Here is a 25,840-nt window from a genome sequence, read left to right as displayed (position 1 = left end):
GTTTTTGATTGAACTTAGACCCCGATATCGCGACGGCGTAAGGCGATCACCGAGACTGCGGCAAACAGTAACGACAGCCCATAGAGCGCCAGCAGTGCCCAGCCGTTAGCCCCATTGACGAGTGGTTTATCGCTATATGCCCAGCTGATGGGGGAGAAGGCATGCAACCACTGAAGATCTTTCGATTGGTTGCCAATCGCGTTGAAGACGTAGCCGGCAACGGCGACAAAAGCGCCAATGCCAATGCCCCAGACCCGACGTCCGGTGAGCGCCCCGGCCATAAATGCCGCCGATCCGGTGAGCAGAGCTAGGCCAGCGAACAGAGCGCTGCCGCCGAGTAATTTGACGAGGTCAAGATTGGTTTGCGCCGGACCGTTGAGCAACGCGACAAGCAGAAAGACCCAAGCGCCCAGTAGCAGAATACGAAGCAGCAATGCAGCATAGCGTTCCACTGCGATCTGAGTCCGGGTTACGCCGTGCGCCAGGGTCAGCTCCAGTTGCCCCGCCTCCTCATCGCCGCCGATCGCACTAGCACCCCAGCTCACTGCCGCGATGGAAGTCAGCAGGAAGCCAATCAAGCCAAACAGCGTGGCCTGGACATAGCCAGCTCCCGAGGCAATATCGTCATAGCCGATCGCTTTCGTCAGCTCCGGTGGCAGCGAGGAGAGCAAGTCTTTCATCTGCGAATTGCCGCCAATGGCGGGGTAGAGCGGTAGGTATAGGGCGCTGGCCGCGCCGAGGCCGATCATCCAGCCGATCAGGGATCGCCAAGAGTCAGTCATTGCTTTGCTAAAGAGCGGCAGCGGAACTCGCCGCAGCTCAACTGTCGTGCTGCTCATAGTGCTGCTTCTTTCGAGGGTGAGGAATAGAGTTTGAGCACCGATTCTTCGAGATCCGGTTCCTCAAGAACCAGATCGCTCAGGGAGAGTGTGGAAAGTGCTTGAACCAAGGGAGGGATGCTGCCTTCCAAGGTTGCGGTGGCTTCAACGTCCTCGCCCGAGCTGCTCACGGTGAGGTTGTCCAGTCCGTCAAGGGAGTCCAGTCGTTGCCTGAGTTCGGCAACCGAAATGCCGCTAGCCACCAAACGAAGGTGTCGGATGGCGGAATCTCGAAGCTTGTCCACGCTCGAGATGGTGACGATTTTGCCGTCTCTGAGGATCGCCACTTCATCGGCTGCCTGTTGAATTTCGCTGATCACATGCGAAGAGAGGAAGACGCTCTGCCCGGCCGCGCGGGCTTCGGCGACCAGGTCGAGGAAGACCTGCTGCATGAGCGGATCCAGGCCGCTAGTTGGCTCGTCGAGCACCAAGAGGTCCGGCTTATGCATAAAGGCCTGCACGATGCCGAGCTTTTGCTTATTACCTTTGGAGAGTTTGCGGACTGGGCGGCTCAGGTCGAGGCCGAGTCGCTCGGCGAGCTCCTCGATCCTGCCCTTTGTCACTGGCCCGGAGATATCCGCATAGTGCTGGAGAAGCTTCCGACCGGTGCTGCGGCCATCAAGAATCAATTCACCGGGCAGGAAGCCGATTCGGCGTCGTAATTCTGGGCCGGCTTTTCTCGGGTCGACGCCGAGCACGCTGGCGTGGCCGGAGGTTGGCCGGATAATATCCAGCAAGGTGCGCATGGTGGTGGTTTTACCGGCACCGTTTGGGCCGATCACGCCGAAAACCGAGCCGCGCGGCATGCTGAAGCTAACGCCCTTGAGGGCCAGGGTGATGCCATATTTTTTGGTGATCTGGTGAGCCTCAATGGCGTTGTCGAGGCTTTTGCTGGGGGTTTCGCTGACCTCGTCGGTGGAGAGCTGGCTCATTGCCTTGCTCCTTCTGTGTTTTGGTTGGCGAGCACTTCCTGTGCTGCCTTGAGATAGCTGTCGTCGGTGTAGAGACCGTGGGTGAAGAGTTCGAGCGCCGGAATGGCCATTCGGCCGGTGAGGGCTTGGTTGAATTCCTCCACGCCGAGTGCCTTATTGATGTATTCGCTCATGGTGAGCAAGGTGACGCTGCTCATGGCCACGAAGACTGCCAGGGCGCGCGGGTCCGAGGAGGGATTCATGCTGCCGTCGGCTATCCCGGCGCGCACAATGGTCTCGGTTTCCTCGATCACTAGAGCAATGAACTTGTGCCCGACCGGGGAGTTCTCCGAGACCGCGCGGCGCAGGTAGCCAATTTCCAGGTCGAAGTCGCCAGGATTGTCGAGGTGCTGCTGCAATACGGTGCGAAAGCCCTGCGGGCTGGATTCATCATTGGCGCGGGCGAAGGTGCTTTTGAGGATGTAATCATCGCAACTCTGACGCAAGCCATCCTTGCTGCCGAAGTGGTGAATGACCAGACCGGGGCTCACTCCTGCGGCGCTGGCGATGCTGCGAATACTGGTTTTTTGGAAACCGGTTTCCACGAAACATTTGATCGCTGCCGCTCGGATCTTAGCCGGCGTGTTCAGGTCTTCGGCCGGCGGCCCGTGCTGCTTAGTTGAACTCATGTTCAATATGCTAAACACTTGTTCAATTCTTAGCAATAGGGGTAGGCAAGTTCTGGGGCGACTAAGCTTGAATTATGACGCCTCAGGAACTTGCCGTTCTTGCTGATCTGCGCCGAGCCCGAGATTTGATTGACCGGGATTTCGCGCTGCCGCTCGATGTGCCGACGATGGCGCAGCGCGCGCTGATGTCTCCCGCGCATTTTTCCCGCCAGTTCAAGGCGGCCTACGGCGAAACCCCTTATGGCTATCTGATGACCCGGCGAATCGAGCGGGCAATGGCGTTATTGCGCACCGGGATGAGCGTCACTGACGCCTGCATGGCAGTGGGTGCAACGTCCTTAGGCTCCTTTAGCTCAAGCTTCGCCGAGATCACCGGCGAAACTCCGACGGCTTACCGTTCCCGGGAACACCGGGCGGTGGAGGCGATGCCGGCCTGCGTGGCGAAGATCAACACTCGGCCGAAGAAGCGCAAACAGACCAAGCAGCTGCCGATGGGATCGGTAGTCGGCGAAGCGGCACCGGTCGATCCACTCGACGAAGGTCAACCAGGACAAGAACGAGAAGCAACCGAAACTGAGCAGGATTCGAGAAGCGTGCGGCGGGCGGGCTGAATAAGCTCGAAGCATGACTATTTCACTCCATTACTGCCATGTAACTGTCAACGATGTCGAGGAATCCCTGGGTTTCTACCGGGATGCGCTAGGCCTCGAAGTGCTCAACGATGTTGCCCAGGGCGAGTTCCGCTGGGTCACCGTGGGCAGTCCGGATCAGCCCGGTCTGGGCATTGTGCTCTCCGCTCCGCATGCCGGACGCTCGCAGGCCGACGGCGACGCGCTACAGGAGCTGCTGACCAAAGGTGTGCTGCCAATGATTATGTTCAGCACCGACGACGTCGACGCGCTTTTCGAGAAGGTGCGGGCTTCGGGTGCTGAGGTGCTGCAGGAGCCGACCGATCAGCCCTGGGGGCCGCGAGACTGCGGTTTCCGCGACCCCTCCGGCAATATGGTGAAAATCTCCCAGGTCTCCTAGGTTCGAGGGTCCCTTAGACTCTTGAGCCCCCGTCCGCCGCGCCGGGCGCTCTCATTCCCTCCTCGAGTGCGGAGATCTGCACGCTAAAAACGGCTTTTAGCGTGCAGATCTCCGCACTCGCTGTGGTTTTCGGCGCCGGGGTTTGACCCGGATGGTCGGAACCCGTCACACTGAAAGAGCAGCACCTCGTTAGGCGAGGCTCCTGCGCGAACACAGGCCACTGATCTGACGACATCGAGAGATGCCCAAGATCAGGACAGGCCACCTCGGCTTAAGGGGTGGTCCCAAGTGGCTTCCAATGCTTTTCGGATACGTCGCGCAGTGCCAAAGCTCTACGTGGGGGTGACTTCAAATATCTGGGCGCGTCTGGTGTGCGCCCGAGTCTCTCACGCTGTCCTGATGAACCAGCGTTCCGTCCCGGAGCAACCGAATTTGCCCTCTGGATTTTTCCGGCGGGTTGCTTGGTTGCGCCAGAACTGGATGCTCATCGATGTGATCCGGAGGTGGACAGATGGAATTCTTCGAGATGATCCTGCGCATTCTTTGCGGTTTGGGATTGGGGGCTTTAGTGGGTTTCGAGCGGCAATGGCGCGCCCGCCTGGCCGGGTTACGGACCAATGCCTTAGTCAGCCTGGGTGCCACCTTGTTCGTTATTTTCGGCGGTTATAGCTTTAGCGGTCCGGGAGCTGACCCGACCCGGGTTGCCGCTCAGATCGTTTCCGGCATCGGTTTCCTAGGAGCCGGTGTGATTATGAAACAGGGCGCCTCGGTGAGTGGGCTGAACACTGCGGCGACGCTCTGGGCCACTGCCGCGATTGGTGCCCTGGCGGGGGCGGGGGAGTTTGCTTTAGCGGCCGCTGGCACTGCAGCGATCATGCTGGCGAACATGCTGTTGCGGCCGCTCGGACGTCTCATGGACAGAGGGCCGGACGGCGGACGCGAGCCGGTCTCGGTGGACTATCTCTTTGAAGTTCGTTGTGCCGAGGACGCCGAGGCGCATCTGCGCACCCTGATAGTGCACGCTGTCAGCCTGCCGGAGTTCAGGCTTCGTTCGGTGCAATCTTCGGATACTTCAACGCCCGGGGAAGTTAGGATCGCGGCTGAGCTTTCAGCGCAGGAACGGGACGATCGGTTGTTAGAAGCAGCGGTCAGCCGGTTGAGCCTGGAACCCAGGGTGACCTCGGTGCGCTGGATCATCGCCGAGCCGGTGGCACTTGACTGAGGCGGGTCCCGTCCGCCGCCGAGTGTGCAGATCTACACCTTAACCGGCGTCCAAAAGGTGTAGATCTGCACACTCGGCGGTGAAAGAGAGACGGGGATTGAGGAATATCGATTCGTCGACGAGTGTTGTGCGGGGTGTTCGAGGTTTTTAGCGGGCCGTACGAAGGAGTTTTCTCCTCGACTGCCCGGGTTCGCTTCGAACTCCTCAAGAGATAGGCTGGAAATATGGCGACTTTAGACATCACAGGTGAAACCTTCGGACCCACGGTCGAGGAAAATGACATCGTGCTGGTCGACTTCTGGGCGGGTTGGTGCCAGCCGTGCTTGCGTTTCGCACCGACGTATTCAGCAGCATCGGAACAGCATGACGACGTGGTATTTGCGAAGGTCGATACCGAGGCCGAACAGCAGCTCTCGGCCGAGGCCAACATCACTTCAATCCCGACCCTAATGGCGTTCCGGGAGAAGGTCTTGGTCTTCTCGCAGCCGGGTGCCCTCAACCCGAGCCAGCTCGAGGAAGTCATTACTGCGGTCAAGGGTTTGGACATGAAAGAAGTTCACGCCGCAGTGGCTGCTCAGAAAGCCGAAGCCGAAAAGAATTAATAACCGCTTCGACCGGGGTGTTGTCGAGTCCGCCAGCGCAGAGCCGACAGTACCGCACCGCGGCGGTGAGGACTGGCCTAGGCTAGTCGTTCGAGCTTTACCGGCTCGGCCAGCAGGGCCGATAACGATTCATTGAGGTCCTGCACGGCCGAGCCTTTTCCGTGCACGGCCAACGCTTCTTCGGATTCCCACTGTTCGGTGAGCACGATCCGTTCAGGAGTGTCTTCGGTAACCTCATAGCGCAGGCAGCCGGGCTCCTTCACGACCTCCTCAATGGCAATGTCCAAAGCAAGCCGCACCCGGAACTGCTCGCCGTCATTAGGAACAAAAGTAGCCCGCAAATTCACCAATTCACTCATAAAGCTAAGCCTATCCCCACCGCGAGGGGTCGTAATACGTCTCGCTGGAGCTAGATCGCCCGATAATCTCGCACGCTCATCCGGGGGCCGTGTCGGGGTTTGGTGACTCCGGAGAGATAAAGCAACCGCACCACCCGCTGCCGATGCCCACGCCAGGGCTCTAGTAACTCAAGCATGCCGTCGTCGTCGACCGGCGAACCAGTGAGGGCGATACCGACGAAACTGGCTAAGTGATAATCCCCGACGGAGATCGAGTCCGGATCGCCGTGGCTGTGCTGCACAACTTCAGCCGCGGTCCATGGCCCGATTCCCGGAATGCTCTGCAGCCCGGCACTCGCTTGGTCAGCGCTGAGCTGGCCCAAACGTTGCAGGCCGGACGAACGCTGCAGGGCGCGCATTACGGTGTCCGAGCGTTGCGGTCCGACCCCGGCTCGATGCCAATCCCACGATGGAATAGTCGCCCAAGTACCGACGATGGGGGCCAACCGTAGCGCTTTGGGAGCAGGTCCCGGAGCGGGGTTACCGTGCCAGGAAATCAAGGCTCGGTAACCCCGGAAGGCTTCCTTGCCGGTTACCTTTTGCTCAAGGATCGCCGGGACCAAGGCATCAATGACCCGTCCTGTGGCGGGCAGGCGCAGGCCCGGGTTACGACGCCGCGCCTCGCGAACTAAGGGAGGTAACGCCCGCTGAAAGGTCTCGGAGTCGAACTCGCTCCAATCGTCCAACTCGCCGAGCAGCGCTGGCAGGGTTTCTAATGCCGCTTCCGCCCCTGGCCCGAAGGCGCTGGCCCGCACCTCACTAGCCTCGTTGTGTAGGCGAAGGGTGGCTGCTCCCTGAGCGGTGTTAAAGGCCAGCCACCAGGCACCTTGTTCGAAAACCATGCACGGATCGGTCAGGCTGCGTCTCAGCACACCCACTGTGGCATTCAACGAGTATGGTCCAGGGGGGCGCCACGTTCTGCTGAGAGCGGTACTGGCGGGCATCCTTCAATAGTCGCATGTCACCCCGACAGCTAACACTTTGGATCGGCTGGTTAGTTGTCTTGGTCGCTGGAGACAGCCAAAAACTAGCCAGGCAATCCGGCGGAGAGCCAGAGTGCTAGCACTGACAGCGGCAGCAGCACAACCGCCAGTATTAGACCCAGAATGGCGAAACGGAACCACGGCACCGAGACCCCGAGCGCCTTGAGCCGCTCATGCCACAGCAGAGTAGCCAGCGAGGCCCAGGGAGTGACCAGCGGTCCCAAATTCACCCCGATCAGCAGCGCCGCCAGTCGGAGCGGGCTCTGCGCAGTAGGTTCCAAGGCGAGGTAAGCCGGCAGATTATTGGCCAGATTCGCGGTACCGGCTCCCACAACGCTCAGTTGAAGCAAATTGAACAGACCCTCGCCGCGACCGGCAACGCCACTCAACAGCATCGGCAGGCCGTGTACCTGCAAGGTCTCGACCACCAAGAAAAGGCCCATCGTGAGCAGCAGGGGTTTGGCTGGCAAAATTCGCCAACGCAAGGTTTCGCGGCGGCGCACCACAAAAGCGAGGAGCAAAACCCCCGCGGCCAGTAAAGCTGGATACTCGACCGGAATGCCACTGATCAGAGCGGGTAGGAGCAGTGTGACCACCACGGCGCAGAGTATTAGTAGCCTTCGATCCGGTGCGGTTTCCAGGTTCGGTGCGCTGAACTTCCCGTCAAGTTTGTAACGAAACAGCAGCCAAACGAAGAGCACCGGCAGAGCAATCCCGAGCAGGGCGGGTGCCCAGAGCAGGCCAAGGAATTGCCATGGTGTGACATCCAGCGCGTGCTGAGCGAGCAGATTTGTCAGGTTAGAAACGGGTAGTAGCAGTGAGGCGGTATTCGCGAGCCAGACCGTGGTGAGCGCGAAAGGTAACGGCGCAATTCTGGCGTGTAAGGCGAGCAGTACGACGACAGGAGTGACCAGTACCGCGGTGGTGTCGAGTGAGAGAAATACAGTGCTGAGGGTGGCCAATAGGACCACGACTAACCATAGGGCGAGCACCCTACCTCGACCTTCCCGCCCTCCCGTCCAGCGTGCCAGCCGGGAGGTCAGAACCCGGAACAGCCCTGCATCGTCGGCGAGTTCGGTGATTACCGTCATCGCTAATACGAAGAGCAGGATGGGGATGGTGCGGCGTGCCAGCTCGCTAAAATTTGCCCATGGCAGTAGCCCGAGGAAGAGGCAAAGTAAGCCGATAACAAAGGCGCCAGCGGGTAGCGCCCAGCTACGAAAAGTCCTCATCACGCTCCTCGTTGCGCTCGTCCGAGGTGGCACTCAGAGAGTGGTGCGAGCGAGTACTTCATGCTTCCCTTTACTGTGACTGGCTGTTATTCTGAGCAGGTTGCTCAGAAGAGTGGCTCCCGAACAGAACCAAACAGACCCCAACAGAAAGGTTGCATCGTGTCTTTCCTAGATTTGAAAAGACAACGCGGTTGCGACTTTTTGGTTGCCCTCCTGCAGGAGGAAAAGCAGCTGTTCGGGTTACCGGTGTAAGTAGTCTTCCACTCTCACACCCCGTAACCAGACAGGTTCGGGGTTTTTCTTTGCCCGGCGCGCGCCGCGCGATCGAGGCAATAGCTGGCCAGCGGTCCCGAACCTTCGATAAGACACGAAAAATTCGAAGGAATAGGAACATGAAGGAAATCAATAGCAAGCTTTACAGTTGGGCCTCGATCATTGATGAACTGACCATGCAGCAGGCTCAGGTCACCTCGACCATGCCGTTCATCTTCCCGCACCTGGCCCTGATGCCTGACGCGCATCTGGGAAAGGGGGCCACTGTTGGTTCGGTCATCCCGACGCTCGGGGCGGTCATTCCGGCGGCGGTCGGCGTCGACATCGGCTGTGGCATGATCGCGGTGAAGACGCAGTTCACGGCTAGTCAGCTGCCCGAGGATCGGAAGACGCTGCGCGAGCAGATTGAACGGGCAATTCCGCTCTCTGCCGGTAGGTACAACCGCAAGGTCGTTGCCACCGCGGAGCCGAGGATCGCTCAGCTGCGTGAACTGGCAGAGCGCGCGGAATTCGATCCGGCAAACTACGCCGGTAACTGGGAGCTGCAGCTGGGTACGCTGGGCAGCGGCAACCACTTCATCGAGGTCTCGCTTGACGAAGACGAGGGTGTTTGGCTCTTCCTGCACTCCGGTTCGCGTGGCGTAGGTAATAAGATCGCGCAGCAGCACATTAAGGTGGCGCAGCGACTGGCCAAGCAGTACTGGATTCAGCTGCCCGATCCCGATCTGGCCTACCTGGTGGAGGGCACCAAGGAGTTCAGCGCCTACATTAGGGAGCTGAACTGGGCTCAGCAGTTTGCGCTGCTGAACCGTGAGGAAATGATGGACCGGGTGATCCGTCAGTTCGCTGAGTGGCTGGGGGAGCCGGTTCAGGAGCAGCAGCGGATTAACTGTCACCACAACTTCACTCAGCGTGAGACTCACTTCGGTAAGTCGGTGTGGCTGTCCCGGAAGGGTGCGATTAAGGCCGAGCCCGGCGATCTGGGGCTGATCCCCGGCTCGATGGGTACTGCTTCGTATGTGGTGGAGGGGTTGGGCGACAAGATGTCGCTGAACTCTTCGCCGCACGGCGCGGGCCGAGAGTTCTCTCGGTCCAAGGCCAGGAAGACCTTCAACCTGGAGCAGCTGCGTGAGGCGATGGTCGGCATTGAGTTCAGGGATACCGAGGCGTTTGTGGACGAAATCCCCCAGGCCTACAAGCCGATCGATACCGTGATGCAGGACGCTGCGCCGCTGGTCAAGATCAGGCACACGCTGCGTCAGATCATTAATGTGAAGGGCGACTGACCGCGCCCAAGCTGAGGGCCTGAGGTGCGGGGTGAGGGGGAAACTCACTCACCCCGCGCTCAGCGGGCGGTCGACCGCTACGTCTACAGATCTCCGAGGTATTGGCCTCGCACAATTTCCACGCTGCAGCCGTAGTTGCCGCGAAGTTCATCGGCCCAACTTTTCGCGGTGCCCTGATCCAGATTGAAATCTATGACCCCGCCGTGGCGGGCGATGAGTAGCGCTTCTTCTGGGGTGCCCAGGAAGTTTTCCACCAAGTTGTTAGCCAGTTTTTCGGGGAATGGAGCAGCTTCAGTCAGCATCACCATGAAGACGCTTTCTGCGCCGACCCGAGGTCTTGAACCGCTCAATGTCTGAGCGCCTACTTTGCGTAACTCTGACTCGCAGTTTTGCGCGGCTTGTAGGCTCGGAAAAGTGAAGGGTAGCTCGCCGAGGCGGACTCCGGCTTTGGCCGCCTCGAGGGGAATCTCCGCTGCTGCCGAGAGGGCTTCGGCGACGGCCTCACGATTCCCGCCGTCGCAAACCAACACGACATGGAAGCTGAGATTCGTCTCGGCTTCTTTGCTTGGGTCTGACTGGGACGGAACCGGGTGATCCGATCCGGCGAAGAGTCGTTTAAAGAAGTTCATCGAAACACCCTAGCGTCTGAGCTGGAGTTGCGGGGTTGGTCCGGCGTGATGCGGGGCCCTCGAGCGCTAGGCTGAATTCATGACTACTCGCACTCAGGAATTAGCTGCCGACTTTGCCTCCGAGATCATCGCCTTGCGGCGTCAATTGCACCAGAACCCCGAAATTGGTCTGCATCTACCGCAAACCCAACAGCAGATTCTGGAAGCCCTGAAACCGCTTGACTTAGAAATCACCTTGGGTGAAGGGCTCAGCTCCATCACCGCAGTATTGCGTGGCGGCGCTGAGACCGAAAAGAGTGAGGACCGTCCGGTGGTGCTGCTGCGCGGCGATATGGACGGACTGCCGGTGACCGAGCTTGTCGATGTGCCTTTCAAGTCCGTCAACGGGGCAATGCACGCCTGCGGCCACGATATGCATGTCGCCGGTCTGGTAGGTGCCGCAAAAGTGTTGCATGCTATGCGCGAGGAATTGGCTGGCGACGTTGTTTTCATGTTCCAGCCCGGTGAAGAAGGTCCGGGTGGGGCCAAGCCGATGATCGATGAGGGCCTGCTCGAGGCTGCAGGTCGACGAGTAGATGCGGCCTATGGCCTGCACGTGATGTCCGACCAGGCGCCCCTCGGCGTCTGGACCGGACGGCCGAAAACCCTGATGGCCTCGCCGGATAATTTACGGGTGAAGTTCATCGGGCAGGGCGGTCATGGTTCGTCACCGTTCCGGGCGAATGACCCGGTGCCCGCGCTCTGCGAAGCCGTGCTGGCGCTGCAGACCATGGTCACTCGGCACTTCGATATCTTTGATCCGATCGTGGTGACAGTGGGCCGGATCGCCGGCGGCAGCAAGGAAAACATTATTTCTGATAGTGCCGAATTCGACGCAACGGTGCGCTCCTTCAGTGTCGAGAGCCGGGCCAAGGTCGAGGACTACAGCGTGCGGTTAATCAAAGGCATTGCCGAAGCACATGGCTTGCAGGCTGACGTCGAATTTGAACATGTCTACCCTGTGACCGTTAATGACGAGGCGGAATTTGCCTTCACCCAGGGAGTCATTGAGGAGCTCTTTGGCGAGGAACGGTTCCACTTGATGGAGAACCCGATTCCCGGCGGCGAGGACTTCTCTTACGTTCTCGAAGAGGTGCCGGGTACTTTTGTTTTCCTCAGCGCTTGTGCGCACCAAGATCCTCGCAACGCTGATGGCAATCATTCACCGAGGGCAAATTTCGATGATTCGGTGCTTGCCGACGGCGCAGCCCTGCTCGCCGAGTTGGCGGTGCGCAGGCTGAATCGCGCCACGGTGTAGCCGGTGAGTCTCGACTGAAACCGGGGCGGCAGTCCGGGCCTCCCGCTTGCCGCTCCTGTTCCTCAGCTTAGCTACCCGGACGGTACGCTTAAGTCCATGAAATACGCCAACTCGGTACTGGACCTGATCGGCAATACGCCACTGGTTAAACTCAATAAGGTGACGGAAGGCATCCAAGCCACCGTGTTGGCCAAGGTTGAATATTTCAACCCCGGTGGGTCGGCTAAAGACCGGATCGCCGTCAAGATGCTCGACGAAGCCGCCCGCGAGGGCAAGATCGCGCCCGGCGGCACGGTGGTAGAGCCAACCTCGGGGAACACCGGTGTAGCGATGGCAATGGTGGCGCAGCAACGCGGTTACCACTGCGTCTTTGCGGTGCCGGACAAGATCGCCGAGGATAAGCGGGCCGCTTTGCGCGCTTATGGTGCCGAGGTGGTGGTCACGCCGACCGCCGTCGCTGCCGATTCGCCGCAGTCTTACTATGGTGTCTCAGACCGTTTAGTTACCGAGATTCCGGGCGCTTATAAACCCGATCAGTTCTCCAACCCGAATGGTCCACTGAGTCATTACGAATCCACCGGTCCCGAGATTTGGCGGGACACCGAGGGTAAGGTTACCCACTTCGTGGCTGGGGTGGGAACCGGTGGCACGATTAGCGGCACCGGCAAGTACTTACGCGAAGTCTCAGCTGACCGCGCCTCGGGTGAAGTGCGGATTATCGGTGCGGATCCGGAGGGTTCGGTCTACTCCGGCGGTACCGGACGCCCCTATCTCGTCGAGGGCGTTGGCGAGGATATCTGGCCCGGCTCTTACGATCCCGAGGTGCCGCACGAGGTGCTCGCGGTTTCCGACGCCGATAGCTTTGCCATGACCCGGCGGTTGGCTCGTGAAGAGGGGCTATTGGTCGGCGGTTCCAGCGGGATGGCCGTAGTCGCGGCGCTCCGGGTGGCCGCGGAGCTAGGCCCGGACGACGTCGTGGTGGTGCTGCTACCAGATTCTGGCCGGGGCTATTTGGCGAAGATTTTCAATGACGAGTGGATGCAGAGCTACGGCTTCCTGAAGACCACCGATCAGCCAGCAGTGGGCGAAGTATTACGCGCCAAGACCGGTCAACTGCCCGATTTGGTGCACATTCACCCCAATGAAACAGTGCGTGACGTGATCCGGTTGATGGATGAGTTCGGAGTCTCCCAGGTTCCAGTGCTCACCGCCGAGCCGCCGGTGGTGATGGGCGAAGTGGTTGGCTCGGTCGACGAACGTTTACTCACCGCCAAGCTGTTCCGTGGTGAAGCCAAGCTGACCGATAAGATCACCGAACACATGACCGCGACCCTGCCGATCATTGGCTCCTTGGAGCCAATTTCGGCGGCTCGAGCCAAGCTGCAGGATGTCGATGCGCTGCTGGTGACTTTCGTTGGTGCGCCGGTGGGAATTCTTACCCGCCACGATTTGCTGTTCTACCTGCAAGATTAGAAAAACCACTCGCCACGCGGAGCTGACGTTTCGGCGTGCCATAGCAAGCCAGTTTTCAGAAAGAGGAGCTTTTATGACCGACCTCAACGCCCTGGGCTTCAACACTCGGGCTATCCATGCCGGGCAAGAGCCGGATCCGGTGACCGGCGCCGTGGTCGGCGGCATTGTGCAATCCTCCACCTTTGCTCAGGATGGCATTGGTCAGTTACGTAATGGCTATGAATACGGCCGTGGCACCAACCCCACGCGTGACTCCTTGCAGGCCCAGCTGGCAGCTGTTGAGCACGGCAAGCACGCTTTCTCCTTCTCCTCAGGTCTAGCCGCCGAGGATTCGCTCATCCGCGCGGTACTCCGGCCCGGTGACCATATTGTTTTGGGCAATGACGCCTACGGTGGCAGCTACCGGTTGATCAGCCGGGTGCTGGGACCGTGGGGAATTGAGCATTCCGCGGTGGACATGGCAGCGACCGAGCAGGTCGCTGCGGCCGCCACCGAAAAGACCAAGTTGTTCTGGGTGGAGACGCCGTCCAATCCGATGATGAACATCACCGATATCGCTGCGCTGGCCAAACTGGCGCACGCGCAGGGTGCCTTGTTGCTGGTGGACAACACCTTCGCCTCGCCGTATTTGCAGAATCCGCTCGACCTTGGCGCGGATATCGTGGTGCATTCCACCACGAAGTACATTGGCGGACACTCCGATGTGATCGGTGGCGCGGTGGTGGTGCGCGACGACGAGCTGGCCGAGAAGATTGGCTTTGTGCAGTTCGCGGTGGGTGCGGTTTCCGGGCCGATGGACGCCTTCCTGACCACTCGGGGATTGAAGACTCTTGGCGTCCGAATGGATCGACACTCGACCAATGCGCAGCGACTGGCCGAATGGCTACAAGGACGCGCCGGCGTCGAGCGGGTGCTCTACCCGGGGCTGGAAGATCATCCCGGCCACGAGTTGGCGAAGCGTCAGATGAAGGCTTTCGGTGGGATGATCTCGGTGCAGTTCGACGGTGGAGCTGCCGCCGCCAGGAAGGTGGCGGAATCGACCTCGTTGTTCACCTTGGCCGAGTCCCTCGGCGGCATTGAATCGTTGATGAACTACCCCTCGGAGATGACCCATGCTTCGGTGAAGGGGACCGAGCTCGCGGTACCGGAGAACCTGATCCGACTTTCCGTCGGCATCGAAGACGTCGATGATCTCATCGCCGATCTGGACGCTGCGCTGGGAAAGCTCTAAAAACCCGGAGCTGAAACCTAGCTTTCTTTAAAAGAGTCAGATACTGTTTGGGCATGCCCTTACGTTCTGACTGGTCCCAGCGGCCCTGCGCGATTGCTCGTGGTCTCGACGCCTTCGGCGACCCCTGGTCGATGATGGTGCTCCGCGAGATCTTCTTTGGTAACAATCGTTTCTCCACCATTCGGGACCAGATTCAGATCGCCGATGCGGTGCTGAGTGCTCGACTAACCCAACTGACCGAGGCCGGATTATTGGAGCGCCGAGACTATCAGGATGCGCAACGCACTAGGGCCGAATACGTGCTCACCTCGGCTGGTGCCGATGCTTTGCCGATCCTCAATGCCATCCTGCTCTGGACCGAAAAACATCTCGAACCACCGAGTGAAGACGCGCATATGTACCTAATCCATCGAGATTGTGGGGCGCGCAGTAGCTCGGCGGAACGCTGTGATGCTTGCGGCGCAGAGCTCACCGTACGCAACTCCAGCTGGCACTCGTTGACCCGTTCGAAAGAGCCGATTGCTCTTGACTCTGCAGTCTCAAACCGGGTACCGGGTGGAGTCGCGTGAAGGCGCTCAAGGCTAGAGAGAAGGCTAGAGAAAAGGCTGGACAGACCGTCAAGCGGCGGCTGCATCCGGCCTGGCTGGTCGCTGCGGTTGGCTTACTCGCTCTGGTGGGGGCGGCAGGTTTCCGGGCCGCTCCCGGTGTTTTGATGGTGCCATTGCAGCAAGAGTTCGGCTGGCCAACCACTGTGCTTTCCGCTGCGGTGAGTATTAATCTGCTGCTGTTTGGGTTAACCGCGCCCTTCGCCGCGGCGCTAATGGAACGCTTCGGCATCCGGTTGGTGACGTCCATTGCGCTGGCCATGATCGGTGCCGGTAGTGCGCTGACCGTCTTTGTTCAGCAGTCCTGGCAGATTCTGCTGACCTGGGGGCTGCTGATCGGGCTCGGCACTGGATCGATGGCTCTGGTCTTCGCAGCCACCATAGTGAACACCTGGTTCGTCAAACACCGCGGCCTAATCCTGGGCATCCTGACCGCTGGCAGTGCTGCCGGACAACTGGTGTTCTTGCCGGTGATCGCTCAGCTAGCCCAGTCGCCGGGCTGGCGTCAGGCCTCGCTACTGATCGCTGCTGGTGCCTTTGTGGTGATTCCGTTGGTGTTGATCTTTATGAAAAACAAGCCCGCTGATGTTGGGGTGCTTCCCTTGGGCGCGGAGGCGGTCGACCCGGCTGAGGTCCCAGTCAGTTCGAACATCCTGGACGAACCGAAGCAGAATGCGGCGCTCAGAGCGTTGCAGGTTTTGCGGCGTGCTTCCAAGGTACCCACCTTCTGGGCGCTGGTCGCGGGCTTTGCGATCTGCGGGGCTACCACCAATGGCTTGATCGGTACCCACTTCATCCCTTCGGCACATGATCACGGAATGCCGGAAACCACAGCGGCAGGACTGCTTGCCGTGGTCGGTATTTTCGATATTGTCGGCACCATCGCCTCCGGCTGGCTCACTGATCGTTTCAACCCGAAGATCCTGCTCGCCTTGTATTACCAGTTCCGAGGCATTGGATTGCTGGTGCTGCCGCTGCTGCTGAGCGCCACGGTGCAGCCTTCAATGGTGGTATTTGTGGTCATCTACGGTCTTGATTGGGTGGCCACGGTGCCGCCAACGGCCGCAATTTGCCGCCGCGTTTTCGGTGCCGATGGCAGCATTGTGTTTGGCTGGGTTTTCGCGGCGCATCAGGTTGGGGCAGCCATCGCGGCCACCTTGGCCGGGGTCATTCGGGACGCCACCGGTCAATACACCTACGCCTGGCTGGGGGCGGCCGCGTTGTGCACCATGGCGGCAGTAATCTCCGCCACGATGCGAAAAGATCGCAAAAATGAACCCTTAAAAGAACAGCTTCCCAGCGAGTTGCCAGCCTAAAGCAACTAATCTGCGTGTTGCTCCCTAATTAGCTCAAAGTTAGCTGGGAGCTATAGGCCGACTTAGTTGACCGGGGTAACGTTCATCGCGGGGCCGAGACCAAAGGCTCCGATCCAAGTGAAGACTGGCGGGCAAAGAAGCCCGTCGTGAACACAAACAAAGGATAGGTATGAACAAGATTTTCAAGTCTGTTCTGGTAAGCGTGGGCGTGGCCGCAATGGCCTTCTTCGGTTCGGGCGCGGCGAATGCTGCAATCGCACCGGCCCCGGAGATTGTCGGTGGCACTCAAGCTTCCGCCACTCCGTGGGAAGTCCAGCTCGTCTTCCAACAGGGCAGCGGTACCTATGGCTGCACCGGTGAAGCCATTTCGGCAAGCTGGATTCTCACCGCCCAGCACTGCATTGACGGCATCAGCTGGATGGACGTCTACTACAGCAATAGCACCACCTCGATGGGCACCCCGATTGCCGCCGATAATGTCTACGGCTCGCCCTATGGCGATGTGGCTCTGGTGCACCTCTCCAGCTCGCATTCGCTGAGCTCCTATCCGGCACTGGCCTCTAGCTACACCCCGGTAGCTGGCGCGACCGGCACCATCATGGGCTATGGCCTGCGTGCCAATCAGGTTCAGTCGACCGGCCTTTACCAGGCTAACGTTTCGGTACTGGGTTCCAGCACCGACGCTTACGGTGGCGCAGCCGTGCACATCAAGGGTGTCAATGGCGCCTCCAACCACGGCGACTCCGGTGGCCCGCTGATTATCGGCGGCAAGATCGTCGGCGTTTGCTCCACCGGTGACAGCGCCGATCCGGGTGCGGACATCCACGCTGGCAGCAACTATGCGAACCTGACCGCTTCGCGCAGCTGGATCAAGAGCACCTCTGGCGTCTAACTGACCCGCGGTTCGTGGCGGTGACTGGGTTCTGCGACCTGGTCACCGCCATTTCATAAATTTTTCTAGACAGATCGGTGAGCGATGAAGCCCGCCGGGACAGCGAATAAAGGATGATGATGAACAAGATTTTCAAGTCGGTCTTGATTGGCGCCAGTGTGGCCACGATGGCTCTACTCAGCTCCGGCGGTGCCAATGCCGCGACTACCCCGGCTCCCGAAATTGTCGGCGGTACTCAGTCCGCGCCGACCCCCTGGGCAGTCCAGCTGGTCTTCCAGCAGGGTGGAACGTCTAGCTACGGTTGCACCGGCGAAGCAATCTCCTCGCAGTGGGTGCTGACCGCAAAGCACTGCATCGACGGCACCACCGCCATGAAGGTCTACTACAGCAATAGCACAGTAGATCGTGGGCCGGGCATCGTGGTGGACCAGTTCAAGGCTTCACCCTCGGGCGACGTCGCGCTGGTACATCTCTCCACCGCCAAGGTGCTGAGCTCCTACCCGACGGTGGCGAAGAGCTACACCGCGAGCACCTCCGATACCGGCACTGTGATGGGTTACGGTCGCCGGGCAAATGCTGTCCAGTCAACCGGTCTTTACCAGGCCAATGTCCAGGTTGTCGGATCCAGCACCGATGCCTATAACGGCACGGCCGTGCACATCAAGGGTATTGATGGCGCCTCCAACCACGGCGATTCGGGTGGTCCGTTGATCATCGGTGGCAAGATCGTTGGCGTTTGCTCGACCGGTGACAGCGCCGATCCGGGGGCTGACATCCACGCCGGTAGCAACTACGCGAACCTGACCAAGTCGGCGAGCTGGATCACCAGCACCACCGGCGTGGCCACCTCCTAATCAACTAACTCAGCAGTGAGCCGGTCCGGTCGCGTTCAACGCGACCGGACCGGCTCACTGTTTAAGCGACGGTAATTACCACCTTGCCGAGCGTGTGACCCTCGCCGACGTGCCGAATTGCCTGAGCGGCCTGGTCGAGTGGGTAACTGCGCTCTATCGCCGGCGTGATCGCGCCAGCATCCACCAGTTCGCGTACCGCGACTAAGGCTTCCGCATCTTCAAAGGAAACCAGCGCACTGAGCCGCTGGCTAACCCAGGGGGAAAGTAAATTGGCGCGCAGCGAGCGACCCACGCCGCCGGTCCAGGGCCCACCTTGCTCGGTGCCGATAACCACCAGGACCCCCTTGCGGCTGAGCATCCGACGCAGTTGGTTCAGTGGCCGACCGCCAGCGATGTCGAGTATTGCGTCAAAATCCTTCTCTGCTTCCAACCCATCCAGCGTGTAATCGAGAGCTCGCTCGGCGCCCAGGCTACGGATCAACTCCAAGCCGCCAGGGCCGGACACTCCGGTCACCCGGGCGCCGAGCGAGTGCGCTAGTTGCACCGCGAAACTTCCCACCCCACCGGAGGCGCCAAGAATCAACACCCGCTGCCCGGCCTCTAGCTTCGCGACCTCGCGAATCGCACGCAGCGCGGTAACGCTGGAGGCGGGTAATGCTGCCGCCTGTTGGAAGCTGAGCGTCTCAGGCTTCAAAGCGAGTGAGCGTTCCGAACCGAGTGCGTATTCGGCATAGCTGCCCTGGCAGACTCCGAAGACCTCATCTCCGATCTTGAAACCGTGTACTGCTGAACCGAGGGCCGTTACCACCCCGGCAACGTCACGGCCCGGCGTCTGGACCTTTGGTGCTCTTAGTCCGAAGCCAAAAAGCCGCAGCAGATAGGGTTTTCCGGTCAGTAAATGATAAGTGCCGCGATCTACGCCGGCCGCCATCACCTTGATTTGTACCTGGTTCGCAGCTGGTTCAGGAATGTGCCGTTCAACCAGTTCTACTACCTCGACGCCGCCATAGCGTCGTTGCAAAATGGCTTTCATGTTTTATCGCCTGTCGGCTCCGGATAGTGGAAAACATCATCGAGCGGCACGCCAAAGACTTGGGCGATCTGAAAAGCCACCTCGAGCGAAGGGGAGTAGCGACCCTGCTCAATGGCGATCACGGTCTGCCGGGTTAGTCCGATTCGTTCGGCTAACTCGGCCTGGGTGAGTTCGCCGTGATTGAAGCGCAGAGCGCGAATGCTATTGCTTACTCTGGTTGGTTTCACCATGTTTGAAAACCTCTGCGATAGCCGACAATCTTTGCGATGGAGCTCAGTAGTGCCGAAAGCACAAAGGCCAGGTAGATCAGATTCGCGATCCAGAAGTGATCTATTTTCGCTAGGGCTAGTACCAAGGCGCCCACCGCACCGATCACCACGAAGGCCTGTCCGGTGTACTCGCCGAAACGACCGATCTCCTTGTCCCGAGAATCGCTCTGGTTGCGGTTTTTGCCGGTGCCGATGGAGACCGCAACGTGCAGCAGAATGGAGACAAAAATTGCCCCACCAATGCTCCACAGCATGGCCGGCACATACTCAACTTCCAGAAACGCAACGTGTGCTGTCTGGGGGAGCAGCAAGAGCAGATAACCAAAATAGCCGACTATCGCCACGATGCCCATGATCCAGGCGCTCTTTTCTTGATAGGCCATGTCTACTCCTATGTAAAGAAATGTTGACATCCTAAAAGTAAAACGAAGCAGACATTAAGTCAAGAAAATTTGACATTGATGATTGGCTAAATTGATCGCCTGTGACCCGACTACCAATGACCCGACTACCGGTGACCCGACTACCGGTGTCGTGGCTACGAGTGACTGGTCACCAGGGTCGGAAGGGCTACGACTGGCTCAGCCGGTAATTGCCCTCCCGCTCAGCTGTCCCCGCTACTCAGCCGCGGAAAGCGGAATGGCCGGTGAGGTGCTGTCCCAGGATCAGGGTGTGCACCTCGTCGGTGCCTTCGTAGGTGCGCACCGATTCAAGGTTATTTGCGTGCCGCAGTGGCGAATACTCTAGGGTCACCCCGTTTCCGCCCAGTATGCTGCGGGCGGCGTGACAGATTTTCAGGGCTTCCCTGACGTTATTGAGCTTGCCCATCGAGATCTGTTCGGGCAGAAGTTGCCCGGCGTCCTTCAAACGACCCAAGTGGAGGGCAAGCAATTGCCCCTTTTGCAGCTCCAGCATCATATCGACGAGTTTCTGCTGGGTGAGTTGATAGCTGCTGAGCGCCCGGTCGAAAGGTTCCCGTTCCGCTGAGTAAGCCAGTGCCGTTTCGAAAGAATCTCGGGCGGCCCCTAGTGCTCCCCAAGCAATGCCGTAACGGGCCTCGTTGAGGCAAGAAAACGGGCCGCGCAGCCCTTTGGCCTCCGGCAGCAGGGCATCCGCGGGCAGCTCAAGTCGATCAAAACGCAGATCGCATTGCACCGATGCCCGCATTGAGAGTTTCGGCTCAATCGGCACGGCGTGGAAGCCCGGGGTGTCGGTGGGCACAATGAAGCCGCGGATAGCGTCGCCCGCTGTGACGCCTTCGGTGCGGGCCCAGACCACCGCGAGTTGGGCAACGGAGGCCAAGCCAATCCAGCGTTTCACACCGTTCAATTGCCAGCCGCCATCGGCGGTCTGAGTTGCGGTGGTTTGCATAGCTGCCGGATCGCTACCCGCTTGCGGTTCGGTGAGCGCGAAGCAGCCAATTACTTCGCCGCGAGCCATTGCAGGGAGATACTGCTGCTTTTGGGCTTCGGAGCCCCAGCGGTGAATCGCTGTCATGGCCAGTGATCCCTGTACTGAGACAAAGGTACGAATGCCGGAATCGCCCGCCTCTAATTCCAGCGCGCTCAGGCCGTATTCCACCGCGCTGCGTCCAGGGCAGCCGTAGCCTTTGAGGTGCATACCGAGCACACCGAGTTTGCCCAGCTCGGGAACTAGGTCGAGCGGGAAGGTAGCATTCTCGAACCAGCTGGCAATATTCGGTTTGATCCGCTGCTCGGTGAACTCGCGGACCTTGAGCTGCTGACTGAGTTCCGCCTCGCTGAGTTGAGCGGCCAGTTCCAGGACGTCGTGTTTCATCGCGGTGCCACCACTCCGGAGCGGCTCTCCTGGTCGTAATGGTAGACCGGTTCGCCGCCAATCAGCACTAGATTTGCACGCTGCATGACATCCAGCGGATCGCCGCTCCAGAGCACCAAATCGGCGTCCTTGCCGACGCTCAGCGAACCGATGCGATCCGCTAAGCCGAGTACCTTTGCTGGGTTAATGGTGATTGAACGCAGCGCGGTCTCTCGGTCCAAGCCCTCCTTAATAGCAAGAGTGGCTTGGTGTACCAGGAAATGAATGGGGACCACCGGGTGGTCGGTAATGATCGAAATTTCGACGCCGGCGTCAGCCAGTTTGCCCGGGTTGGCCAATGAACGGTTGCGCAGCTCCATTTTTGAGCGTGAGGTAAAGAGCGGTCCGATCAGCACCGGGATTTCTTTCTCGGCCAATAGAGGTGCCAGCAGATGAGCCTCGGTGCCGTGGTCGAGCACCAGCTGGTAGCCGAATTCTTCGGCGATCCGCACCGCAGTGGCAATGTCATCGGCGCGATGGGCGTGCTGCCGCCAGGGAATCTCCCGACGCAGCACCATACCAAGTGCCTCCAGCTTGAGATCCTTTCCTTTGCGATCCTTGGCCGGTTGCGAAAGGTAATCCTGAGCTTCTTGGAAAGCCTTACGGATCACCAATGCGGTACCTAGCCGGGTCGAGGGGGTCTGTTTTTTCTCGCCATAAACCCTTTTGGGGTTCTCGCCCAGCGCGGCCTTGAGGCCACTAGGATTGCGCAGCACCATATCATCGACGTAGCCGCCGTGCGTGTGCAGCGCAACGGCCAATCCGCCCACCGGGTTCCCCGAGCCCGGGTTGACGTTGACGGTGGTGATACCGCCGGAGAGGGCGTCGTCGAAACCCATCTCGCGCGGATTGATCCCGTCAATGGCTCGCACCGCGGCCATGATCGGATCAGTCATTTCATTGGTGTCGTTGCCCATCGACCCCTCAGCTTCCTCGTGCACCCCGAGGTGGGTATGGGCATCGATGAATCCTGGCAAAAGCCACTGGCCAGCTGCATCGAGTACCTCGCTGCCTCGGCTGGCTTTGACCTTAGGCCCGAGCTCGCTGATCTTGCCATCCTTGATCACCAGGCCGCCGTCAAAGGCTTCGCCGTCGATGGGCACAATGTGGGCGTTCAGAATGGTCAGTGAATGGCTGGATTTCGAGGGCACGGGGGAGACCTTTCGACGTTTTGAGTTACCTTCCTACGCTACTCCTGGCCGACCGAGTTTCTGGCCCTGACCGCCTCGAGCACCTCGTGGTGGGGTAATCCTGGGCTAAAGTGATCGTCGCGCCCGGTCATGTCCTGGGCGGCTATCAGAGCATTGGCAATGCTTTCCTCGACCGTTTCCACGCAGGCCTGATAGAACGGATCGATGTGCCCCCAGGGGATGAATTCCAACTGTGCCTTGTGCGGTTCGGTTTCTGCTTGCGGGAACTCAGAATTCAGTTGCCCCGGATTTGCGGTAGAGAAGGCCAGGATAATGTCGCCGGAAAAGTGCCCGCCAGTGGTGCCCGTGCGTGCCATTCCCAGCGGTGCGCGCCGGGCCAATGCGGCGCATTGGTTTGGCAATAGCGGCGCATCGGTGGCGATCACCACAATGGCCGAGCCCGCACCGCCTGGCACCCTGGCCCGCTCGTCGTCAATGTGCAACCAATTGCTCTGCTGCATCGGATTAGGGGTTTTCGAAAGCCTGCCTAAGGGCAGGCCATCCAGGCGGAGCTCGCTACGGCTGCCGAAGTTCGCCTGAATAAAGGCAGCAACATGGTAGCGCTGTCCGCCGAAATCGACCCGCCGCGAGGCGGTGCCCGAACCACCCTTGAAGCCATAGCAATTCATCCCGGTGCCACCGCCGACCGAGCCCTCGGCCAAAGGCCCGGAAGTTGCTGCGTCTATTGCCGCGGCGGTGAGCTCTGGGGTGACATGGCCGCCATTGATGTCGTTGAGGTAGCCGTCCCAGGTTTCACCGACCACCGGAAGTAACCAGCGGTTTGAGAGATCTGGCCGGTTCTGATGTACCCATTGGTCAATGCCCTGGTGGCAGGCGCCGACCGCGTGCGAGTTGCTCAAGGCGATCGGCATGGTGAGGCTGCCGGATTCGTCGATCCAACTACGCCCGGTGAGTTCGCCGTTGCCATTAAAGGAATAGGTTGCCGCGCTACATGAAACCCCGACGCCAGCCCGGCCTCGAGGCAAAATCGCGGTAACTCCGGTTCTAATTGGACCTCGCCCGGCGTCTAAGGCTCCTGAGCCGGAGATGATGGTTTGATAGCCAACTTCAAGGCCCGGAATATCAGTGATGGCGTTCAACGTACCTGGTTCGCCGTCGAAATTCAGTCCGAGGTCTCTGGCTCGGACAATCGCCTCGCTGGCTTCCGGCTGTGCTGCCATTGACTACTCCTCGCATTTCTAAAATTCTGAACATATGTTCAGAAAATGTTAAAAACCTCTTGTTTTACGTGATTTAGATCACTAGCATCACTCTACATAGTCGTTCAGTTTTTGTCTGCTCAACAGTTCCGGTGGTGCTTCTCAGTCAACTGAGAATGACGTCAAAAGAAAAAGAGGCTAGCAAGATGACAGAAATCTCCACTACTCGGGGCACACCGAAGCCGGCCGGGCAGCTCGCTCCCGCCCGGTTGGGTGTCTGGTCGATTGTCTTCTTCGTGATTTCCGCCGCTGCCCCGCTCACCGTGGTAGCCAGCGCCGGTCCTACTAGTCTCAGAATGGGCGGCATTGGGGCGCCGGGGGCGATGCTGGTCTGTGGCGTGATTTTGCTGCTTTTTGCCGCTGGATTCACCGCAATGTCGAAGTATGTGCGCAATGCCGGAGCTTTCTACATTTACGTAGCACGGGGCTTGGGCAAGCCCGCGGGAATCGGCATTGCTTTGGTCACCGCAGTCGCCTACGCCTTTCTCTGCCTCTGTTTTTATGGCTTCGTTGGCTTTTTCGCGGCTATCACTTTCAAAGATCTCTTTGGAGTGGACCTGCCTTGGGGGCTGTATTCGGTGGTAGCGCTGCTTATTGTGGGCTTGCTGGGGTACCGGCAGATCGACGTCGGTGCCAAACTGCTCGCTGTGTTACTCACCGCTGAGGTCGCGATCCTGTTAGTGCTCTCGTTGGCGGTGCTGATTCAAGGCGGACCGGAACCGGCCTCGGCAGCCTCCTTCGATCCGCAAAACGTGTTCTTTGCCGCTGGCGCTGGAAGCCTCTTTGTGGTTGGTTTCGGTGCCTATATCGGCTTTGAAGGCACCGCCATCTATGCCGAGGAAGCAAAAAACCCGAGCCGTACCGTGCCAATTGCCACCTATATTTCGATCGCTTTCCTCGCAGTGCTCTATGCGCTGACTTTCTGGATCTTGACGCTGGCCTTTGGGGTACATGGCGTGCTGGTGATGGCAGGGGCCGACGATTTCCAGGAGATGGCGTTTAGCGCGGCGGATTCTTATCTTGGTCAGTGGGCGACCATAGTGATGCGAATCCTCATCGTTACCAGTTTCTTTGCCTGCCTGCTGGCCTTCCACAATGCCTGCTCACGCTACTTATTCTCGATGGGCCGGGAGCGAATTTTGCCGCGTACGCTGGCCGCTACCCATCCCCGCAGCCAGGCCCCGCACCATGCCAGTGCGGTGATGACGGTGATCTCACTTATCGCCATTGCCATCTGCATCGCGCTTTCCGCTGATCCTTTCCTGCAATTTGCGCTCTGGACCTACGCCACTGGGGTAGCTGGCGTGATCTTCGCGCAGACTGTTGCCGCAGTGGCGGTGCTCTGTTTCTTTATCAGAAATCGTCGTGGGCATAGTGCTTGGAGGGTGCTGGTGGCTCCGGCTTTTGGTGCGCTCGGGTTGATCACTGGTTTCCTGCTGGTAGTCTTCAATTTCGAACTGGTCACCGGGATGGAAGGGGCGGTCAATTGGCTACTATTGCTGCCAATTCCAGTGCTTTTCCTCGGCGGGATGGGGATTGGCTTGCTGCTGCGCTCCCGCCGCCCCGAGCACTATGCTCGACTGACCCACTTGACCGAAGCCAAAGAATGAATGTTCTTAGTCATGAATGATGCGCGCAGAGAAGAGCGCCGTCGAGCGCTGATTACCGCGACCAAGAAGGTGGTTCGTCAGCATGGCATTAGCGGCGCTAATGTCCGCGCGGTGGCTGCCGAAGCCGCGGTGAGCACTGGCGCAGTGCTTTATTACTTCCCGAACTTCGAGGGCTTAATGGCCTCGGCTCTGGAAGGGGTGGTTGAGGAGTTTTATTCGCGACGTCGTGAGGCTCTTGACCAGTACAGCGACCCCGCGGAGCGAGTCTCCGCGCTCATTGCGGCGGGTATTCCGGATCAAGCCAGCGACGATCTGCGACTGCTTTACGAGAGCATCCCCCTGATCCGGCAAAGCCCAGAACTTCGCCCATTGCATCGCTCGGTGGTCGAACGCCAGGTGATGCTCTACGTCTGCGCCATTGAGCTGGGCGTTGGGCTGGGTAGCTTCACGTTAGCCGCACCGCTTGAGACCATCGCACGAAATATAGTGGCCTTAGAAGATGCCTACGATATGTATCCGTTGATCGGCCTCACCCAGCCAGCCGCAGAATATCGGGCCAATGTCCGTTCCTATGCGCAACTGGCTCTGGGCTGCGAGATCCCCGAAATCTAGCCGGTTCGCCAATAATTAACCACGCCCGAAGTAGTGATTCCGGCAGCGGCTAAGCAGCCGCCGGAAGTCGCTGCGTAAGGATTGCGTAAAGGCTTTCTGGGCGGGCGTAAGGGTGTTGTAAATACCGCGCTAAAGCCGTCCCGCTAGGCGTTCCATAGAGAGGTTCCCGGTTTCGGGAGATCGCTCGTTGGAAGGACAGCACATGGCTGACGTACTCGTCGTCGTGATATTTCTGGTCGCCGCCGCTTTGGTGATGTGGCTGGCTAAGGC

At 59.4% G+C, this 25,840-nt stretch carries 26 protein-coding genes, 1 pseudogene and 1 riboswitch; of the genes and pseudogenes, 14 read left to right on the top strand and 13 right to left on the bottom strand.

All coding sequences use genetic code 11. The features are described 5' to 3' along the window. Window positions 1-14: 14 nt before the first annotated feature. Genes UM93_RS10500 through UM93_RS10490 form a run of 3 tightly spaced genes read right to left on the bottom strand, consistent with a single transcriptional unit; the run spans window position 15 to window position 2,478 of the window. The gene (locus UM93_RS10500; protein ID WP_199921741.1) at window positions 15-839 is read right to left on the bottom strand and encodes an ABC transporter permease subunit; all 825 of its coding nucleotides are present in this window, start codon (window positions 837-839) and stop codon (window positions 15-17) included. Continuing rightward, window positions 836-1,810, bottom strand: a complete 975-nt coding sequence (locus UM93_RS10495) for an ABC transporter ATP-binding protein (RefSeq protein WP_052663740.1) — start codon at window positions 1,808-1,810, stop codon at window positions 836-838. Before UM93_RS10495 ends, UM93_RS10500 begins: the two co-directional genes overlap by 4 nt. Then, on the bottom strand, window positions 1,807-2,478 hold the full coding sequence (locus UM93_RS10490) for a TetR/AcrR family transcriptional regulator (protein ID WP_045075460.1): 672 nt from the start codon (window positions 2,476-2,478) through the stop codon (window positions 1,807-1,809). Before UM93_RS10490 ends, UM93_RS10495 begins: the two co-directional genes overlap by 4 nt. Before the next feature lie 74 nt (window positions 2,479-2,552). Here UM93_RS10490 and UM93_RS10485 point away from each other — a divergent pair. From UM93_RS10485 to UM93_RS10470, 4 genes and pseudogenes are all read left to right on the top strand, one after another. Further along, a pseudogene (locus UM93_RS10485) lies at window positions 2,553-2,951 on the top strand (helix-turn-helix transcriptional regulator); the annotation flags it as partial. Between the two features lie 151 nt (window positions 2,952-3,102). Then, entirely contained in the window at window positions 3,103-3,507 is a 405-nt protein-coding gene (locus UM93_RS10480; RefSeq protein WP_045075459.1) for a VOC family protein, read from the top strand. Window positions 3,508-3,685: 178 nt separating this feature from the next. After that, window positions 3,686-3,856: riboswitch (M-box (ykoK) riboswitch) on the top strand. A gap of 162 nt (window positions 3,857-4,018) precedes the next feature. Next, on the top strand, window positions 4,019-4,729 hold the full coding sequence (locus UM93_RS10475; RefSeq protein WP_045075457.1) for an MgtC/SapB family protein: 711 nt from the start codon (window positions 4,019-4,021) through the stop codon (window positions 4,727-4,729). Window positions 4,730-4,953: 224 nt separating this feature from the next. Beyond that, complete coding sequence (locus UM93_RS10470; RefSeq protein ID WP_045075455.1) at window positions 4,954-5,331, top strand: thioredoxin family protein; 378 nt, start codon at window positions 4,954-4,956, stop codon at window positions 5,329-5,331. Between the two features lie 77 nt (window positions 5,332-5,408). Here UM93_RS10470 and UM93_RS10465 read toward each other — a convergent pair whose 3' ends face one another. From UM93_RS10465 to UM93_RS10455, 3 genes are all read right to left on the bottom strand, one after another. Continuing rightward, window positions 5,409-5,690, bottom strand: coding sequence for a putative quinol monooxygenase (locus UM93_RS10465; protein ID WP_045075454.1), 282 nt, complete (start codon window positions 5,688-5,690; stop codon window positions 5,409-5,411). 50 nt (window positions 5,691-5,740) lie between these two features. Next, complete coding sequence (locus UM93_RS10460; RefSeq protein ID WP_234399289.1) at window positions 5,741-6,607, bottom strand: DNA-3-methyladenine glycosylase family protein; 867 nt, start codon at window positions 6,605-6,607, stop codon at window positions 5,741-5,743. A gap of 149 nt (window positions 6,608-6,756) precedes the next feature. Continuing rightward, entirely contained in the window at window positions 6,757-7,944 is a 1,188-nt protein-coding gene (locus UM93_RS10455) for an SLC13 family permease (RefSeq protein WP_045075451.1), read from the bottom strand. 392 nt (window positions 7,945-8,336) lie between these two features. On the opposite strand from UM93_RS10455, the gene UM93_RS10450 reads away from it, so the two are divergent. Continuing rightward, the gene (locus UM93_RS10450) at window positions 8,337-9,503 is read left to right on the top strand and encodes an RtcB family protein (RefSeq protein ID WP_045075449.1); all 1,167 of its coding nucleotides are present in this window, start codon (window positions 8,337-8,339) and stop codon (window positions 9,501-9,503) included. An 83-nt stretch (window positions 9,504-9,586) separates the two neighbouring features. Here the strand turns inward: UM93_RS10450 and UM93_RS10445 are convergent, their stop codons facing one another. Beyond that, complete coding sequence (locus UM93_RS10445) at window positions 9,587-10,132, bottom strand: hypothetical protein (RefSeq protein WP_045075447.1); 546 nt, start codon at window positions 10,130-10,132, stop codon at window positions 9,587-9,589. Window positions 10,133-10,211: 79 nt separating this feature from the next. Here UM93_RS10445 and UM93_RS10440 point away from each other — a divergent pair, with 79 nt between their 5' ends. The 7 genes from UM93_RS10440 to UM93_RS10410 all read left to right on the top strand — a co-directional run bounded on the left by UM93_RS10440 (window position 10,212) and on the right by UM93_RS10410 (window position 17,800). Further along, complete coding sequence (locus tag UM93_RS10440) at window positions 10,212-11,429, top strand: M20 metallopeptidase family protein (protein WP_045075446.1); 1,218 nt, start codon at window positions 10,212-10,214, stop codon at window positions 11,427-11,429. Window positions 11,430-11,525: 96 nt separating this feature from the next. Beyond that, a complete protein-coding gene (locus UM93_RS10435) occupies window positions 11,526-12,902 on the top strand; it encodes a cystathionine beta-synthase (RefSeq protein WP_045075444.1) in 1,377 nt (458 codons plus the stop codon). Between the two features lie 73 nt (window positions 12,903-12,975). After that, window positions 12,976-14,133 carry a cystathionine gamma-synthase gene (locus UM93_RS10430; protein ID WP_045075443.1) on the top strand — a complete coding sequence of 386 codons (1,158 nt, stop codon included), beginning with the start codon at window positions 12,976-12,978 and terminating at the stop codon, window positions 14,131-14,133. Between the two features lie 53 nt (window positions 14,134-14,186). Then, a complete protein-coding gene (locus UM93_RS10425) occupies window positions 14,187-14,702 on the top strand; it encodes a winged helix-turn-helix transcriptional regulator (RefSeq protein WP_045075441.1) in 516 nt (171 codons plus the stop codon). Further along, a complete protein-coding gene (locus UM93_RS10420; RefSeq protein ID WP_045075440.1) occupies window positions 14,699-16,054 on the top strand; it encodes an MFS transporter in 1,356 nt (451 codons plus the stop codon). The genes UM93_RS10425 and UM93_RS10420 overlap by 4 nt, the downstream gene beginning before the upstream one ends. A gap of 169 nt (window positions 16,055-16,223) precedes the next feature. Beyond that, complete coding sequence (locus tag UM93_RS10415) at window positions 16,224-16,946, top strand: S1 family peptidase (protein WP_045075438.1); 723 nt, start codon at window positions 16,224-16,226, stop codon at window positions 16,944-16,946. 119 nt (window positions 16,947-17,065) lie between these two features. Then, window positions 17,066-17,800 (top strand): S1 family peptidase, encoded by a 735-nt coding sequence (locus UM93_RS10410; protein ID WP_052663739.1) that lies wholly within the window; start codon window positions 17,066-17,068, stop codon window positions 17,798-17,800. 61 nt (window positions 17,801-17,861) lie between these two features. Here UM93_RS10410 and UM93_RS10405 read toward each other — a convergent pair whose 3' ends face one another. The 6 genes from UM93_RS10405 to UM93_RS10380 all read right to left on the bottom strand — a co-directional run bounded on the left by UM93_RS10405 (window position 17,862) and on the right by UM93_RS10380 (window position 23,309). Then, complete coding sequence (locus tag UM93_RS10405; protein WP_045075437.1) at window positions 17,862-18,833, bottom strand: NAD(P)-dependent alcohol dehydrogenase; 972 nt, start codon at window positions 18,831-18,833, stop codon at window positions 17,862-17,864. Next, window positions 18,830-19,063 carry a helix-turn-helix transcriptional regulator gene (locus UM93_RS10400; RefSeq protein ID WP_045075436.1) on the bottom strand — a complete coding sequence of 78 codons (234 nt, stop codon included), beginning with the start codon at window positions 19,061-19,063 and terminating at the stop codon, window positions 18,830-18,832. Before UM93_RS10400 ends, UM93_RS10405 begins: the two co-directional genes overlap by 4 nt. Continuing rightward, window positions 19,057-19,485 (bottom strand): hypothetical protein, encoded by a 429-nt coding sequence (locus UM93_RS10395; RefSeq protein ID WP_045075434.1) that lies wholly within the window; start codon window positions 19,483-19,485, stop codon window positions 19,057-19,059. Before UM93_RS10395 ends, UM93_RS10400 begins: the two co-directional genes overlap by 7 nt. A gap of 238 nt (window positions 19,486-19,723) precedes the next feature. Then, window positions 19,724-20,899 carry an acyl-CoA dehydrogenase family protein gene (locus UM93_RS10390; protein ID WP_045075433.1) on the bottom strand — a complete coding sequence of 392 codons (1,176 nt, stop codon included), beginning with the start codon at window positions 20,897-20,899 and terminating at the stop codon, window positions 19,724-19,726. Next, entirely contained in the window at window positions 20,896-22,089 is a 1,194-nt protein-coding gene (locus UM93_RS10385) for an amidohydrolase (protein WP_234399288.1), read from the bottom strand. Before UM93_RS10385 ends, UM93_RS10390 begins: the two co-directional genes overlap by 4 nt. Before the next feature lie 38 nt (window positions 22,090-22,127). After that, window positions 22,128-23,309 (bottom strand): DmpA family aminopeptidase, encoded by a 1,182-nt coding sequence (locus UM93_RS10380; RefSeq protein WP_045075432.1) that lies wholly within the window; start codon window positions 23,307-23,309, stop codon window positions 22,128-22,130. A gap of 185 nt (window positions 23,310-23,494) precedes the next feature. On the opposite strand from UM93_RS10380, the gene UM93_RS10375 reads away from it, so the two are divergent. After that, window positions 23,495-24,958, top strand: a complete 1,464-nt coding sequence (locus tag UM93_RS10375) for an APC family permease (RefSeq protein WP_052663738.1) — start codon at window positions 23,495-23,497, stop codon at window positions 24,956-24,958. After that, the gene (locus tag UM93_RS10370) at window positions 24,959-25,570 is read left to right on the top strand and encodes a TetR/AcrR family transcriptional regulator (RefSeq protein ID WP_052663737.1); all 612 of its coding nucleotides are present in this window, start codon (window positions 24,959-24,961) and stop codon (window positions 25,568-25,570) included. Window positions 25,571-25,840: the final 270 nt, after the last annotated feature.

Origin of the sequence: Psychromicrobium lacuslunae, assembly GCF_000950575.1 — a bacterium.
Lineage (GTDB): Bacteria > Actinomycetota > Actinomycetes > Actinomycetales > Micrococcaceae > Renibacterium > Renibacterium lacuslunae.
This window is presented reverse-complemented; position numbering and strand designations above follow the sequence as displayed.